This window comes from Sphingobium sp. B8D3B (genome assembly GCF_025961875.1).
Taxonomy (GTDB): domain Bacteria; phylum Pseudomonadota; class Alphaproteobacteria; order Sphingomonadales; family Sphingomonadaceae; genus Sphingobium.
In genome coordinates this window covers 2,577,558-2,593,076 of record NZ_JAOQON010000001.1, presented here as the reverse complement: position 1 = coordinate 2,593,076, position 15,519 = coordinate 2,577,558, and the positions used below count along the sequence as shown (strand labels likewise).

Genomic DNA, 15,519 nt, shown 5'->3' with positions numbered 1-15,519 from the left:
GAGAGGGCTGTGGCCATGGCTGCGAACATCGGACGACTGGACCGGATTATCCGGATTCTGATTGGCCTCGGGCTGATCGCGCTCGTCTTTGTCGGCCCGCGAACGCCGTGGGGTTGGATCGGTCTGGTGCCGCTGCTCACCGCGTTCGTCAGCTTCTGCCCACTCTACGCACTGATCGGAATCAGGACCAAGTCCTGACCGTCACTTTGCGCGCCTCTCGTCCCACCGTCCGGGCATTGGAGGCCAGTGCAAAGGGAGGCCCCCTCTTGGCAGCGGAGGGGGCCTCCAACGTCCGGCTTGGAGTCCTGAACGGCGCCGACCCAAGCCGTCTCTGGTCAATCAGCCCTTGGTGCGCGCCTTGTCCACGGCCGCCTGTAGCGTCTCGGTGCCGACAAGGCCGTTGAACACCTGATCGCCCACGACGAACAAAGGCGTGCCCTCGGCGCCGAGGGCCTGGGCGAGGCGGATGTTGCTCATGAACTCATCATCGCCGCCCTTCGCCGCAATGGCGGCCTTCGCCTTGTCGGCATCCAGCCCCGCCGTGCGCGCGGCCTTGAGGATGGCGTCCGAGGAGACGCCGCCGGCCGCGTACATCGCCTTGTGGAAGGCCATGAACTTGTTCTCGCTGGCGGCCAGCAGGCTGACCTTCGCCGCATTGGCACTGCCATCGGCAATGATCGGCAGTTCGCGATAGACCACGCGCAGATCGGGATTGGCCTTCACCAGTTCCTCGATATGCGGCAGCGCGGCGCGGCAATAGCCGCAGGCATAATCCATGAAGGCGACGAGGGTGACCTTGGGCTGGGCCGCGCCTTCCCATGCGCCCGGATAGGGGGTTTCCAGCGCGGACCGGTTCTGATCGACGGTGCCGGCGGCCTGCTTGGCCTTCAGCCGTTCCATCGCCTGCGGGATGATCTCGGGATGCTCGAGGATATAGTCGCGCACCACCGATTCGATGGCGGCGCGGTCCGCCGTCGGCAGGGCCGGGCTTTGATTGGTCGCAGCATAGGTCACCGCGGCGCCGCCGGCGAGCAGCGCAACGGCCAAAGCCGGCATCACCATCCGCCCGCGCTTGCGCTCGCCGGTGCGGGTGCCCAGCGCGGACACGATCACCCCGGCTGCGCGGAACAGCGCGCCCGCGCCTGCCTTGTTCGTCATTTCTTTCGTGTCCTTTCCATGGCGGCGCGGCTGGCCATCGCAATGTCCTGCGCCCGCAGATAATCGGGTGAGTTGGGCTGGATGCCGGCTAGTGCCACATCGGCATGGCGCAGGGCGAGTGCGTCCTGCCCTTCCATCGAGTAGCGCTCGGCCGTGGCGAGCGCGGCGCGGGCGGTGTCGCCCTTGCGCTGATAGACGACGCCGAGCGAATACCAGGCGAACGGATTCTGCCGATCCCGCGCGACCGTGTTGCGCAGCACGCGCTCGGCCTCATCGAGATGGCTGTCATCCTCGGTCGCGACGAGGGCATGGCCGAGCATCGCGGCGATCAGCGGCTCGCCATTGGTGCGCTGCACGGCCTCGCGCAGCGGCGGGATGGCATCGGCGGGCTTGCCGGATTCGAGCATGACCTGGCCCTGCAGCTCCAGAAAATACGGGTCATGCGGCGCGGCCTTGAGCAGGGTATCGACTTCCGCCAGCGCTTTCTCGGTAAAGGCGCTCTTATGATAGGCATAGGCCCGCGCATAATGGGCGGGCAGGCTCTGGTCCGAGGGCGGATAGAGCTTGAGGGTCTTTTCCGGCTCACTGACGAAGCCGATCAGCTTGGCGCGCACACGCTGGAAGCGCGCTTCCAAGGCCGGGTCGGTTGGCTTGTTCCAGGCCGGATCATTCTCATACAGCGCCGTCAGGGCTGAGATGCGGTCGCGCGAGAGCGGGTGGGTGCGGACATAGGTGTCCTGCGGCACATACAGCCGATATTCGAGATTCTGCAGCTTCTGGAAGAAGGCGATGCTGCCCTTGCCGCTGATGCCGGCCGCCTTGAGATAGCGCGCGCCGGCGGCGTCCGCGCTCGATTCCTGCGTGCGCGTGAAGGTGAGGAAGCGGCCCATGGCGGCCTGTTGACCTGCCGCCATGATGCCCATGCCGGCCTCGCCCCCGCCGGCTGCCATCGCCGCCGCACCGAGCAGCAGCGAGACGAGCTGGATGCCGGTGGCTTCCCGCGCGCCATCGGCAAAGCGCACGATATGGCCGCCCTCGATATGGCCGAGCTCGTGGGCCATCACGCCCTGCACCTGATTGAGGTCATCGGCTTCCGCGATCAGGCCGCTGTGGAACCAGACGATCTGCCCGCCCGCGACGAAGGCGTTGAGGCTGGGATCGTTGATCACCAGCATCTGCACATTGCGCTCATCGAGCCCGGCGGCCCGGATGATCGGGACGGAGGCATCGCGCATCAGCGCTTCGGTTTCGGCATCGCGCAGGACGGACTGGGCCAACGCGGGCTGCGCGGCGAGCAGGCTCAGCAGCGCAAGAACGGCGAGAAGTCGGCCGATCAGCCAGGGCGCGACAGCCGCCTCACGGGCATGATGGGGTTTGAGTTGGCCGGCAAGCTGCCGGGGAGGGGAGAGCGGCCGATCCATGACCGGCCCCTTAGCCCGGCGAGCCTGAACCCGGCATGACGGATCGGGCGATCCATCATGCCGGTTCTCAGACCGCAGGGCGGTGTGCTTCACGCGCCGAACGTGCGCTGCCACCAGCCGCGACGGGGCGTTTCGCCGCTGTCGCCATCGGCTTGCGCCGACGCATCAGCGTCCGTTGCCGTGTCGGCGGCATCCGCGACCAGCGTCTCGCGGGCCTCGGTAGCGGCCTCGACGGTCTTCGGCTTGCGACGCGCGCGGGGCTTGGCGGCGGGCTTGGGCGCCTCTTCCGCCGCCTCCGTGCTTGCCTCGGCTGCCGGCTGGGCCTCACCCTCGGTCGCGGCGGGCGCTTCCGCAGCCTTGGTCGTCTTGCGACGCGTGCGGCGCTTGGGTGCCGGTGCCTCTTCGGCGGCCTCAGTCGGTGCTTCAGCAGCAGGCGCTTCGACGGTCGGGGTTTCGGCCAGTTCCGGCGAGACTTCGACCGTCACGGCTTCATCCGCGGCTTCGGCAGCCTTGCGGGTGCGGCGGCGGCGCTTGGGCGCAGGCGCTTCTTCCGCGTCGGCAGCAGGCTCGGGCGATGCGGGCTCGACCGTCTCCTGCACTGCCTCGGCAGCGTCCGCCGATGCGACCGGCGCGGCGTCTGCTGCGTCGTCCGTCGCGCCTTCGCTGGCTTCGGCACCATTGTCTGCACCGTCGCTCTGTCCGCCCCGCCGGCGACGACCGCCACGGCGACCACGGCGGCCGCGACGCGGTGCCTCGTCAGACCCTTCGGCCTCGCTCGATTCGGACGGGCCGGCTTCGGCCTGCTCGTCATCGCGCTCATCGGCATCGGCCTGCGCGTCGTCATCCTCGTCGGACGCCGCACCATCGCTGTCCTGCAGCGACTGGTCGTCCCGGTCACGCCGGCCACGACGGCCGCGACGGCGACGCTTGCGCTTGCGTCCCTCGCCACCTTCGTCGTCTGCGCGAGGCTGGCGCTCTTCAGCGACCTCTTCCTCTTCCTCGACGTCCTCGATCTCGTCCTCTTCGTCCTCCACCTCTTCGGTGATGACCGGCGCATAGCTGACCTGCATGGTCGGGCGCGGGCCACTGGCCTCGACCGACATGCGGGCGCCCTCGATCTCGCCATCGGGCAGGATGAGGATGGTCACGCCATAGCGGTTCTCGATTTCATCGAGTTCGCGGCGCTTGTTGTTGAGCACGTAGAAGGCCGCTTCCTGGCTGGCGCGCAGGGTGATCTGGCTGCCACGGCCGCGTGCTGCCTCTTCCTCGAGCATGCGCAGGGCCGAGAGGCCCGCCGACGATGCCGTGCGGACGAGACCTGTGCCTTCGCAATGCGGGCAGGGCCGGGTCGAGGCTTCCAGCACGCCGGTGCGTAGGCGCTGGCGGCTCATTTCCATGAGGCCGAAGCCGGAAATGCGGCCGACCTGAATGCGGGCGCGATCGTCCTTGAGCGCCTCCTTCATCGCCTTCTCGACCTTACGGATGTTGGAGTTGTGCTCCATGTCGATGAAGTCGATGACGACGAGGCCGGCCATGTCGCGCAGGCGCAACTGGCGGGCGATCTCGCGCGCAGCTTCCAGATTGGTGGCCGTGGCGGTCTGCTCGATGCTGTGCTCGCGCGTCGAGCGGCCCGAGTTGATGTCGATGGAGACCAGCGCCTCGGTCGGGTTGATGACCAGATAGCCGCCGGACTTCAACTGCACGACCGGATTGTACATCGCGGCAAGCTGGTCCTCGACGCCGAAGCGCTGGAACAGCGAGACCGGATCGGCATATTGCTTCACGCGCCGGGCATGGCTCGGCATCAGCAGCTTCATGAAGTCCTTCGCCTGGCGATAGCCTTCATCGCCCTCGACGATCACTTCCTCGATATCGCGGTGATAGATGTCGCGGATGGCGCGCTTGATGAGATCGCTGTCATTGTGGATCAGCTCCGGCGCGGCGGCCCTGAGCGTGTTCTCGCGAATCTCGTCCCACAGGCGGGCGAGATAATCGAAGTCGCGCTTGATCTCGGTCTTGGTGCGCGAGAGGCCCGCCGTGCGCACGATGCAGCCCATGGTGTTGGGCAGCTTCATCTCGGCGATGATGGACTTCAACCGCTTGCGATCCGCACCATTGCTGATCTTGCGCGAGATGCCGCCGCCGTGGCTGGTGTTGGGCATCAGCACGCAATAGCGGCCGGCGAGGCTGAGATAGGTGGTCAGCGCCGCGCCCTTGTTGCCGCGCTCTTCCTTCACGATCTGGACGAGCAGCACCTGGCGGCGCTTGATGACGTCCTGAATCTTGTAGCGACGGCGCAGGGCCATGCGCTTGCGGCGCACTTCCTCGGCGGCCTGCTCATTGCCCTTGCCGTTCTGCTTGCGGGCCGGCGCTTCGCCTTCGCTCTCTTCGTCTTCGTCGAGATTGGGGCGCTCGACGACTTCTACGCCATCCTCGCCATGATCATCCTCGTCGTCGACATCGCCGCGCAGGGCGGCTTCTTCGGCGGCGTGCGCGGCTTCTTCAGCCAGAAGCGCCTCACGGTCCTCGCGGGGGATCTGGTAATAATCTGGGTGGATTTCCGAAAAGGCGAGGAAACCGTGGCGATTGCCACCGTAATCGACGAACGCCGCCTGCAGCGAGGGTTCGACTCTGGTAACCTTGGCGAGATAGATATTGCCCTTGAGCTGCTTGTGTTCAGCGCTCTCGAAATCAAACTCCTCGATCCGGTTCCCCGTTACGACCGCGACCCGGGTCTCTTCCCGGTGGCGCGCATCGATCAGCATACGCATTGTCATTAAAGTCTCTCCAGCCGGTCATCGCCATGCGCCGCAAGCGGGGATGGCGACCCGGTGTCATGTAGGGGGGCGCGCTCTTGCGTGTCGTGTCGACACGGCAGCGGCGCTGAAAACCCCGGTTTTCAAAAAAGGATTGCGTGTCTGTCGCCTGGGCATGTCCGCGTCCTGCGGATACCGGCTTGAACAGTGCTCGCGGCTGAAGGCCCGCTTTCGCGCGCTCCAAGCTCATCAAGCCATGCCCCATGCAACATCAACCTGTCGGATCGCCCAGAAGGCGATGATTAACCGGAAAAATCCCCACCGCGCGCCAGTCGGGCACAGCGGGTTGTCCGGGAGAACGAAGCGCTAGCAGGGCTTGCTCCGCAGAGCAACGTGGAAAAGCAGAAGGCCCCGCGCTGCCAGACCAAGCCAGGCTGCTTACCAACGCGGCGGCACCCTGCACGCAAGAGCCTTGCCGGCCGGTTAACTTTTGGCTGGCGCTGGCGCCGCATGGACGGCAAAAGTCGCCTTCCATGGCCCTGTTGACCGCATTTTCTGCTCTTGTGCTGAGCCTTGCCGCGCCGTCGGACGAGGGGCTGGCGCCTGTGTCTTGGGCGCCTGTGTCCGGCGCTGGCGACCTCACAAACCATATGAGCCGCCCGCCCAAGGGGCCGCGCCTTGTCGTGGGCATTCCGGATGCTGCGCCGGCCGTGCCCCTGCCGACGATCGAAGGGCCGAAAGACCCGCGCCGCCCGCTGGTGGTGATCGACGCCGGCCATGGCGGGCACGATCCCGGCGCCTACAATGCCAGCCTCGATATTCGCGAGAAGGATCTGACGCTGGCCATCGCGCAGGCCGTGCGGGATGAACTGCTCAAGACCGGCCGCATCCGCGTTGCGCTGACCCGGTCGGACGATCGCTTCCTCATCCTGCAGGAGCGCTACAGCATCGCCAGCAAGCTGGGCGCCGGGCTGTTCATTTCGATTCACGCGGACGCCGCGCAGGACGGGGAGGCGCGCGGCGCCACCGTCTACACCCTGTCCGATGTCGCGTCCGACCGTGAGGCGGCGCGGCTGGCGGCGCGCGAGAACCGCACGGATATCATCAATGGCGTCGACCTCTCGGGCGCCAGCACGGCGGTCAGCTCGATCCTGATCGATCTGACGCGGCGGGACACGATGGAATCCTCGGCGCGCTTTGCCGAGATTCTGCATCGCGAGGGGCTGCCGCATTTCCGCTTCCGCACGCCTTATCACCGGCAGGCCTCGCTGGTGGTGCTAAAATCGGCCGATACGCCTTCGGTGCTGCTGGAAACCGGCTATGTGAGCAACAATGCCGAGGCCGGCTGGATGGCGACGCGCGATGGCCGCTTGCAGCTGGCCAAGGGCGTTGCTGCCGCTGTCTCGGTCTATTTCGCGCGGCAATCGGTGCAGCGCTGAATTCCAGATTTGCGCGCACCCTGCCGCAAAATCGGTTCCCTCACGCGGCAGAATTGGTCTAGGTGGCGCGCATGGAAGAAGCGACAAACGAAGCGACGAGCTTCCGGTTGCAGCGGGGCGGGCGTCTTGACGCCGTGCGCGCGCGCCTGCGCGACATGATGAAGCGGCGGCGCTGGCGCTGGCTGGCTTATGCGCTGCTGGCCTTCATTGGCGCGATTTTCCTCTTCTGGCTGCTGTTCGCGCGCGATCTGCCGGATGCGCGCACGCTGCTCGATTACCAGCCGCCGCTGCCGACGGTGGTGCGCGATATCGATGGCCAGCCCGTCTACAGCTTCGCCCGCGAGCGTCGCGTCCAGCTGCAATATTCCGATTTCCCGCCGATGCTGGTGAATGCCTATCTGGCTGCGGAAGACCGGACGTTCTTCAGTCATCACGGCTTGGATTATCCCGGCCTTGCCCGCGCCGCATTCCAGGGCCTGATGAGCGGGCAGACGCCGCGTGGCACCTCCACGATCACCCAGCAGGTCGCCAAGAACCTGCTGGTCGGCAATGAGGTAAGCTATACGCGCAAGCTCAAGGAAGCGATCCTCGCCTGGCGCATGGAAAGCGTGCTGACCAAGCAGCAGATCCTCGAACTTTACCTCAACCAGATATTCCTTGGCCGCAACGCTTATGGCGTGCAGGCCGCAGCGCGCGCCTATTTCGACAAGGATGTGGCCGATCTCAAGCTGCATGAGGCGGCGTATCTCGCGATCCTGCCCAAAGGGCCGGCGAATTATCGCCCGGAAGTGCACATGGATCGCGCACTCGAGCGGCGGAACTGGGTGCTGGGCGAGATGCTGCGCAACCGCTTCATCACGCAGGGCCAGTATGAGGAAGCGCGGGCGCAGCCGCTCGGCGCGGTGCGGCAGCGCGGCAGCGGCTACAGTGCTGTGGGCGGCTATTATATCGAAGAAATCCGGCGTCGCCTGATCGCCGAGTTTGGCGAAGCTGCCGAGCATGGCCCCAACAGCGTCTATGCAGGCGGCCTGTGGGTGCGCTCGCCGCTCTCGCCTTTCATGCAGGAGCAGGCGGCGCGGGCCCTGCGCGAGGGCCTGCTGCGCTATGATTCGGGCAAGGGCTGGTCCGGGCCGATCGCGAAGATCGACAATCTGGATCGCTGGGAAAGCGAGCTCGCCGCGTCCAATCTCGGCATTGATTATGCGGACTGGACCGTCGCGGTGGTGCTGGACAAGTCCGGCAGCAGCGCCTCGCTCGGCCTGCCCGGTGGCCAGACCGGCACATTGCCGCGCTCGTCGGCCCTGCTCGCGGACCGGCGCAATGGCCGGCCGACCTTCGATTCGCTCAAGCCCGGCGATGTCATCGCGGTGAAGCCCGAAGGCAATGCCTATGCGCTGCGCAACGTTCCGGGCGTCTCAGGCGGCTTCATGATCGAGGGCGTCCACACCGGCCGGGTCTTCGCCATGCAGGGCGGGTTCGATGCGCGCCTGTCTTCATACAATCGGGTGACGCAGGCGATGCGGCAGCCCGGCTCGACCATCAAGCCGTTCGTTTATGCCGCCGCGCTCGACAATGGCATGACGCCCGCCTCGATCATCGTCGATGGCCCCTTCTGCGTGTGGCAGGGCGCCAATCTCGGGCAGAAGTGCTTCCGCAACTTCTCCGGCGGGGGCGGTGGCGCGCAGACGATGCGCTGGGGCATCGAGCAATCGCGCAACCTGATGACGGTGCGCACGGCCGCGCAGACCGGCATGGACCGCGTCGTCCGCACCATCAAGGCGATGGGCATTGGCGATTACCAGCCCTATCTCGCCTTCGCGCTCGGCGCCGGCGAGACGACCGTCGAGAAGATGGTCAATGCCTATGCGATGCTCGCCAATCACGGCCGCCAGCTCACCCCCAAGGTGATGGACTATGTGCAGGACCGGAACGGCCAGGTGATCTGGCCGCGCAACTGGAAGCCGTGCCAGGGCTGCAATGCCGATGACTGGAACGGCAAGGCAATGCCGCGCTTCGCCCATGGCGGACGGCAGGCGATGAACCCGATGACCGCCTATCAGATGGTGCACATCACTGAAGGCGTGATCCAGCGCGGCACCGCGACGAGCCTGCGCGATCTCGATCGGCCGTTGTTCGGCAAGACCGGTACCACCAACGGCCCGACCAACGTCTGGTTCGTGGGCGGATCGCCGGACATCGTCGCGGGCGTCTATGTCGGCTTCGACCAGCCCCGTAACATGGGCGGCTATGCCCAGGGCGGCACGCTGGCGGCGCCGATCTGGAAGTCCGCCATGGCGCCGATCCTCAAGGATATGCCCAAGACGCCGTTCGTGGCGCCCGCAGGCGTCCGCATGGTGCGGGTCGACCGGCGCAGCGGCAAGCGCGTCTATGGCGGCTGGCCCTCGGACGATCCGCGCACCGCGATCATCTGGGAGGCGTTCAAGCCGGAAACCGAGCCGCGTATTTCCATGCGGCGCGATGAGCTGGAAGAGCGCGCGCGCGAGGACAAGCCGGCCGCGGCCCGCCGCGATGTGAGCCGCGATTTCGCCGGGGAGCAGGGCGGCATCTATTGAGCCGCGGGCCCGGCGACCTATATCGCTTGTCTGGCCCGTTACTTGTCCCGTCCTCGTGCGCCGCGTTCACGCGATGCTCAGCCTTGATGGGTTAGACAGGTCGCCTGTCATGGAGGACCCGTCTTGAAGCGCTGGTTGATCGGCCGCCTGCCGACCCGCGAAAGCCTGTTGTCGAATCGGTGGATGAAGCCGTTCGCGCACCGCATCGCGCACCCGCTGCTCTGGCATTTCAACCGGCGGTCGACAGCACGCGGGGTCGCGCTGGGTCTGTTCGCGGGCTTCCTGATTCCCTTCGGGCAGACGCCAGTTGCGGCCATGCTGGCATTTTCCGCACGGGCCAACATATTGACCGCCGCGTGCGCGACGCTGGTCACCAATCCGTTGACCTTCCCGCCCATTTATTTCGCGGCGTACAAGCTGGGGCATGGCGTACTTGGCGACCGTCTCTCGGCAAGCGGCGACACGATGATTCGCTCGATCGGCGCGCGCGCGCTGGATTTTGCGGCGCCCACCGCGCTGGGGCTTCTGCTGTTCGCCATTGTGGCATCGATCCTGGGCTTTTGCCTCGTCCACCTCGGCTGGCGCGGCTGGGTGGCCCATCGTTGGCGGCAGCGCAGCCGCGCGCGGCAGGGCGATTCCGCCGCATCCGATCCGCCCGATCAATCGTTGCTCTGAGAGCAACTTTCCGCCCGCTGTGCCAAGGCCGGCCTTCTCGCCCCTTGACCGGGGGGAAGCGGCGTCGCATCGGGCTGCATTCGGCCCACCATCTGGCCACGGACTTGACGGAGATTTCTCATGCGTGCCGAAGCGCAGGCCCATGTCGACCACATTCAGGCAGCGCTGGATTTGCTGCGCCGGTTCCTCGACTGGGATCGCGCGCTGCGCCGCCTGGATGAGCTGAACGCCCGCGTGGAGGATCCGACGCTGTGGGATGATCCCAAGGCGGCGCAGGATGTCATGCGCGAGCGCCAGCGGCTCGACGCAGCCATCAACGCCACCCGCGCCATCGAATCCGAGATGAACGATACCGTCGAGCTGATCGACATGGCGGATGCCGAGGGCGACGAGGAGATGGCCAATGAGGGCATCGCCGGCCTCGCCGCGCTGGCTGAGCGGGCCGACCGCGACAAGGTGACGGCGCTGCTCTCCGGCGAGGCGGACGGCAACGACACCTATCTGGAAATCCACGCCGGCGCCGGGGGCACCGAGAGCCAGGACTGGGCGGAGATGCTGCTGCGCATGTACCAGCGCTGGGCGGAGAAGCGCGGCTACAAGGTCGAGATGATCGAATATCAGGCGGGCGAACAGGCGGGCATCAAGTCCGCCACGCTGCTGCTCAAGGGCGAGAATGCCTATGGCTATGCCAAGACCGAGAGCGGCGTGCACCGGCTGGTGCGGATCAGCCCCTATGACAGCTCGGCCCGCCGCCATACGTCGTTCAGCTCGGTCTGGGTCTATCCGGTGATCGACGACAATATCGAGATCGAGATCAAGGAAAGCGACCTCAAGATCGATACCTATCGCGCGTCCGGCGCGGGCGGTCAGCACGTCAACACCACCGATTCCGCAGTCCGCATCACCCACGTGCCGTCCGGCATCATCGTGGCGAGCCAGAACGACCGCTCCCAGCACAAGAACCGCGCCACCGCGATGAACATGCTCAAGGCGCGCCTCTATGAGGCGGAACTGCAGAAGCGCGAGGCGGAAGCCAACACCGATTATCAGGCCAAGACCGAGATCGGCTGGGGCCACCAGATCCGCTCCTATGTGCTGCAGCCCTACCAGCTGGTGAAGGATCTGCGCACCGGCGTCACCTCCACCGCGCCCGATGACGTGCTGGACGGCGCGCTCGATCCGTTCATGGCGGCCGCGCTCAGCCAGAAGGTGACCGGGGAGAAGGTCGACGTCGAGGATGTCGACTGATGCTGGGCGGGCGGGATGCGCGGCGCTCAGCCGCGCTGGTCCTGCTGCTTGGCACTGCCTTGCTTTCGGGCTGCAATTCGCTCGCGCCGGCGTCCAGTGGTCGGCCCGACACGGCCGAAGCCTTCCCCCGCGCCGACCGGCCGGTGGCGCCGATCATCTCGACGCGCTGGTCCACGGAGGAGGCGCGCGACCGGGTCAACGAGGCCGAGGAAATCATGGACCGCGCCGGCATCGCGCCGGGCATGACCGTGGCCGACATCGGCGCGGGCGAGGGATACTACACCGTGCGGCTCGCCACACGCGTGGGGCCGAGGGGCCGCGTGCTCGGGCAGGACATCATCGCCGAGGTGATCGACCAGCTCGGCCAGCGGGTGACCCGCGAGAATCGTGACAATGTCAGCGTCAAGCTCGGCACGCCGGACGATCCGCGCCTGCCGGAGCACAGCTTCGACCGGGTGCTGATGGTGCACATGTATCATGAGATCGCCGAGCCCTACGCCTTTCTGTGGCGACTCTATCCGGCGCTCAAGCCCGGCGGGCAGGTGGTGGTCGTCGATATCGACCGCCCGACCGAGCATCATGGTACGCCGCCGGCACTGCTGCGCTGCGAGTTCGAGGCGATCGGCTTCCGCTTCGTCGGCATGGAAGGCCGGACGGCGGCGGGCGGCTATCTGGCGCGTTTCGAGCCCGGCGAACGCCGTGTCGAGCCGAGCGAAATCAGGCCGTGCCGCTTGGCGCGTCGTGGTCGCCCCGGATAGCCGGCGAGGCGATCAGCCCACCCGGCGCCCGGCCCAGATCACGCGACCGACGATATTGACGAGGACGGGGTCGACATCCTCCCATGTGGGATAGAGCGGGTTGTCGCTGCGGATCGAGAAGAGCCCGCGGCGGGGCGCCAGCGCGACGCGCTTGACCATCAGCACATCATCCATGCGCAGCACATAAATGCCATCGCGCAGCCGATCGATGCCGTCGGCCCGATCGACCATGATGTCGTCGCCATCGCTGAGCGTGGGGGCCATCGATTCGCCATCCACGCGGATGATGGAGAGCTGATCGGGCTGGCCGCCCAGGGCTCTGAGCCAGCGCATGTCGAAGGCCAGCGCGCCAGCTGCCGCCTCATCCTCGACCAGCGCGCCGACACCGGCAGAAGCGCCGAGAGCGAGGCGAGGAACCGCGATGAGACCGCGCGGCAGGGGCGCGCTGTGTCTCATCGGGTTGGGCGTCAGTACTGAAGAGCCGCCGAGCAGCGCCTCCTCGACGCCGAAGAAGCGGGCGAGCAGCTGGCGATCGGCCTCGTCCAGCTTGCGGGGCGAGCCGCGCTTCACGAACTGCTGAATATAGGCCGGATTGCGACCGAGCAGGCGGGAAATGCTGCCATAGCTTTCCCCGCGCTCCTGAATCAGCCGCTCCAGATTAGCTCTCGCATCGACGCTGTCCATTGCGGAACACTACACATAGGAATTTTCCTAGACAAGTAGGAAATAACTTTAGAACCTAGGGGTCTTCCTATTGTCGAGTCCAGTGAGGAGGTTCGGTTGGCGATGACGGTCCTGAGATCCATAGAGTTGTTCCTGCGCCGCACAGGCATGGCGGCAACCCGTTTCGGTCGCGAATGCGTGCGCGATCCCCGCTTCGTGCATGATCTGCGTCGGGGGCGTGAACCCTCCGAACGCACGCGGCGCCGCGTAGAACATTTCATGAACATTTATGAAGAAGGTGCGCAATGAGAGCGCTGTTGAGATCCAAGCCGGCTCGTTTGGCGGCCACGGCCAGCCCCTTGCCTCGCAAGGCTGCCCCGCCCCGCAGCACGCGGCGCGATTGTCACGGCCGTCTGCTAGCTGCTTTGCAAGCGCTGGCAGGCCAAGATTGTGCTGTGGAGGATGGCGGCCAGCGCCCCTGGTGCAGCGCGACGTTCGTCGGCGCACAGCATCGGATCGTGCTGCACCTTCCCGGTCCGGAAGCGTGGGACAAGGCGACGGCGCTGACCAAAGAGTTGCCGGACGCCGAGATCGCCCTCGTCCATCACATCGTCGTCGATCTGGCGGTCGATTCCGTGATGGACGCGCAGGATGGGGGGGTGGAGATGGCGTTGGCCGTCCTCACGATCGAGGACTGGTGACCGGCGTGCGGTGCCGCTTTGTCAGTGGCGGGACTGGATGGTCAGCGCGCGCAGGCGGGCGAGCGCCTCACTCAGCGCGGCCTGCATCGCGGCAGAGTCCTCCTCCGTTGCATCGCTGGCAGCAGGGATGGCAGCCTCATCGCTTATCGGTCGTATGCGGGGCCAGTGCGCAGCGGCCAGCGCGCTGACCTCCAGATCGCTGAGCGGCGCTGGCATGACCGCGCTGAACGACGCCCATGCAGGCAGCGCGTTGGTCTCGGTGACGAGCATGAGGGCCGGGCGGCGCAGCGTCGGCGCTGTCTCCGCCACATCCGGAGTGGCGGGCAGGTCGTCGTTCTTACGAAGGCGAGGCGCCGGCCTTGGGCTCCATGCGGAGGGTGCAGCCTGACCCTGAGCCGATGCCTGCGCGCGACTCGTGCGACCGAGCAGCCGCGCCAGTAAGCTCGTCACATCCGGCGCGGCCCATGTCAGGCCTGCCCGCATCGTTCTTGTCTGTCCCATGCCGCTTACCCCCTTTGCCTCGATTGGCCCTGCCGTAGCGGTAACTTACAGATGGTAAATGAAACGGTAACGATGCGATTTTCGCCGGCATTGACGGGTGCAGGCCGCCATGTCAGGCCGGGCGGGAGAGGAGAAACTGGTGTCCGTTCCCGAGAGCCTTGGTCGTGGTTTGCGCCTGCCCGTCATCGGGGCGCCGCTGTTCATCATCTCCAATCCCGATCTGGTCATCGCGCAGTGCAAGGCGGGCATCATCGGTGCCATGCCGTCGCTGAATGCGCGCGCGCCGGACCGGCTCGAGGACTGGCTGGAGCGCATCGTCACCGAACTTGCGGCGCATGATGCCGCCCACCCCGAGGCGCCGGCCGCGCCCTTTGCCGTCAATCTCATCGTTCATCGCTCCAACCCGCGCCTGATGGAGGATCTCGCGATCTGCGCCCGGTTCAAGGTGCCGCTGATCATCACGTCGCTGGGCGCCAATGAGGAGGTGAATGCAGCGGTGAAGGCCTGGGGCGGCCTGGTCTTCCATGACGTCATCAATCAACGCTTTGCCCACAAGGCGGTCGAAAAGGGGGCGGATGGCCTGATCCTGGTGGCGGCGGGCGCAGGCGGCCATGCCGGCAGCCAGTCGCCTTTCGCGCTGGTGGCAGAGACGCGGGCGTGGTTCGACGGGCCGATCGCCCTTTCCGGCGCCATCGCCACCGGCAGCGGCATCGCTGCCGCGCAGGCGATGGGCGCGGACTTTGCCTATATCGGCTCGGCCTTCATCGCCACGCAGGAAGCGCGGGCCAGCGCCGCCTACAAGCAGGGCATCGTGGACGGGCAGGCGGCGGACATCGTCTATTCGGATTACTTCACCGGCGTCTCGGGCAATTATCTGCGCGCGTCCATCCTCGCACAGGGGCTGGACCCGGATGCGCTGCCCGCCAGCGATCCCTCGGCGATGGACTTCGCTGCAGCGACAGGCGCCAAGGCGTGGAAGGACATTTGGGGCGCAGGCCAGGGCATTGGCGCGGTCACCGGCGTGGTGCCGGCCGCTACACTCATCGCGCGATTCGCCGCGGAATATGAGGATGCGCGCCGCCGCCTTTGCGCATCGTGAAGGCGCGCACGGTGCGCGGGCTGTACGGCGCGCCACGCGCCCGCCGGGCAAAACACGCCATGGGCCTTGATAATCGGCGACAAACCGGCCAATGGCCCGGCCATGGACAATAGTCGCATCTTTGAAGCGATCGCGCTGCGTCGCTGTCTTTCCGCCCGCTACAACAAGCTGGCGCTCGTGCTGGCGCCGCATGTGCTCTACAAGCGCAACGACAGCTACTTCATCGATGCCATCACCATTACCCGCGACGGCGCCGAGCCGCGCGAACCCAAGGTCGGCAGCTATAATCTGGCGGGCCTGAGCGAACTGGACGTTCTTGAGACCACGTTCGATGTCCACCCGCTGTTCGACCGCATGGACCCGAAATATCGGGAAAACACGCTGTTCATGATCGACGCGGACTGAGTCTGGGTGGGGCGTACGCCCTGAAGACTTCCTCCCGTCCAGGCTCATCTGAGTCGGATGACGCCGCAGCGCCCGCCATTTTTGGCTCCTCTGCATTCCAAGACGGCCCGAGATTTCTGCTG

The 15,519-nt window shown here is 66.3% G+C and carries 15 protein-coding genes; 10 read left to right on the top strand and 5 right to left on the bottom strand.

Features of this window, described 5'->3' with window-relative positions:
- Nucleotides 1–15 precede the first annotated feature (15 nt).
- Nucleotides 16–198 (top strand): DUF2892 domain-containing protein, encoded by a 183-nt coding sequence (locus M2343_RS12020; RefSeq protein WP_264571478.1) that lies wholly within the window; start codon nt 16–18, stop codon nt 196–198.
- A 141-nt stretch (nt 199–339) separates the two neighbouring features.
- Here the strand turns inward: M2343_RS12020 and M2343_RS12015 are convergent, their stop codons facing one another.
- The 3 genes from M2343_RS12015 to M2343_RS12005 form a co-directional block, all read right to left on the bottom strand.
- Nucleotides 340–1,062, bottom strand: a complete 723-nt coding sequence (locus M2343_RS12015; RefSeq protein ID WP_413716050.1) for a DsbA family protein — start codon at nt 1,060–1,062, stop codon at nt 340–342.
- 92 nt (nt 1,063–1,154) lie between these two features.
- Complete coding sequence (locus M2343_RS12010) at nt 1,155–2,579, bottom strand: M48 family metalloprotease (RefSeq protein ID WP_264576846.1); 1,425 nt, start codon at nt 2,577–2,579, stop codon at nt 1,155–1,157.
- Nucleotides 2,580–2,668: 89 nt separating this feature from the next.
- A complete protein-coding gene (locus M2343_RS12005) occupies nt 2,669–5,356 on the bottom strand; it encodes an Rne/Rng family ribonuclease (protein ID WP_264576845.1) in 2,688 nt (895 codons plus the stop codon).
- A 512-nt stretch (nt 5,357–5,868) separates the two neighbouring features.
- Between M2343_RS12005 and M2343_RS12000 the strand changes: the two genes are divergently transcribed.
- From M2343_RS12000 to M2343_RS11980, 5 genes are all read left to right on the top strand, one after another.
- A complete protein-coding gene (locus tag M2343_RS12000) occupies nt 5,869–6,774 on the top strand; it encodes an N-acetylmuramoyl-L-alanine amidase (RefSeq protein WP_319799408.1) in 906 nt (301 codons plus the stop codon).
- Between the two features lie 71 nt (nt 6,775–6,845).
- Entirely contained in the window at nt 6,846–9,347 is a 2,502-nt protein-coding gene (locus tag M2343_RS11995; protein ID WP_264576844.1) for a penicillin-binding protein 1A, read from the top strand.
- 123 nt (nt 9,348–9,470) lie between these two features.
- Nucleotides 9,471–10,022 carry a DUF2062 domain-containing protein gene (locus tag M2343_RS11990; RefSeq protein WP_264576843.1) on the top strand — a complete coding sequence of 184 codons (552 nt, stop codon included), beginning with the start codon at nt 9,471–9,473 and terminating at the stop codon, nt 10,020–10,022.
- 120 nt (nt 10,023–10,142) lie between these two features.
- Nucleotides 10,143–11,270, top strand: a complete 1,128-nt coding sequence (prfB, locus tag M2343_RS11985; RefSeq protein WP_181560842.1) for a peptide chain release factor 2 — start codon at nt 10,143–10,145, stop codon at nt 11,268–11,270.
- Nucleotides 11,270–12,028, top strand: a complete 759-nt coding sequence (locus M2343_RS11980; protein WP_264576842.1) for a class I SAM-dependent methyltransferase — start codon at nt 11,270–11,272, stop codon at nt 12,026–12,028. Before prfB ends, M2343_RS11980 begins: the two co-directional genes overlap by 1 nt.
- A 12-nt stretch (nt 12,029–12,040) precedes the next feature.
- Here M2343_RS11980 and M2343_RS11975 read toward each other — a convergent pair whose 3' ends face one another.
- Nucleotides 12,041–12,712 (bottom strand): helix-turn-helix transcriptional regulator, encoded by a 672-nt coding sequence (locus M2343_RS11975; RefSeq protein ID WP_264576841.1) that lies wholly within the window; start codon nt 12,710–12,712, stop codon nt 12,041–12,043.
- Nucleotides 12,713–12,814: 102 nt separating this feature from the next.
- Between M2343_RS11975 and M2343_RS11970 the strand changes: the two genes are divergently transcribed.
- Both M2343_RS11970 and M2343_RS11965 read left to right on the top strand, forming a co-directional pair.
- Nucleotides 12,815–13,000, top strand: coding sequence for a hypothetical protein (locus M2343_RS11970; RefSeq protein ID WP_181561545.1), 186 nt, complete (start codon nt 12,815–12,817; stop codon nt 12,998–13,000).
- 8 nt (nt 13,001–13,008) lie between these two features.
- Complete coding sequence (locus M2343_RS11965; RefSeq protein ID WP_264603896.1) at nt 13,009–13,392, top strand: hypothetical protein; 384 nt, start codon at nt 13,009–13,011, stop codon at nt 13,390–13,392.
- Nucleotides 13,393–13,413: 21 nt separating this feature from the next.
- Here the strand turns inward: M2343_RS11965 and M2343_RS11960 are convergent, their stop codons facing one another.
- Nucleotides 13,414–13,893, bottom strand: a complete 480-nt coding sequence (locus M2343_RS11960; protein ID WP_264576839.1) for a hypothetical protein — start codon at nt 13,891–13,893, stop codon at nt 13,414–13,416.
- 139 nt (nt 13,894–14,032) lie between these two features.
- Between M2343_RS11960 and M2343_RS11955 the strand changes: the two genes are divergently transcribed.
- Nucleotides 14,033–14,992 carry an NAD(P)H-dependent flavin oxidoreductase gene (locus M2343_RS11955; RefSeq protein ID WP_264576838.1) on the top strand — a complete coding sequence of 320 codons (960 nt, stop codon included), beginning with the start codon at nt 14,033–14,035 and terminating at the stop codon, nt 14,990–14,992.
- Nucleotides 14,993–15,094: 102 nt separating this feature from the next.
- Complete coding sequence (locus M2343_RS11950; protein WP_181560836.1) at nt 15,095–15,397, top strand: hypothetical protein; 303 nt, start codon at nt 15,095–15,097, stop codon at nt 15,395–15,397.
- Nucleotides 15,398–15,519: the final 122 nt, after the last annotated feature.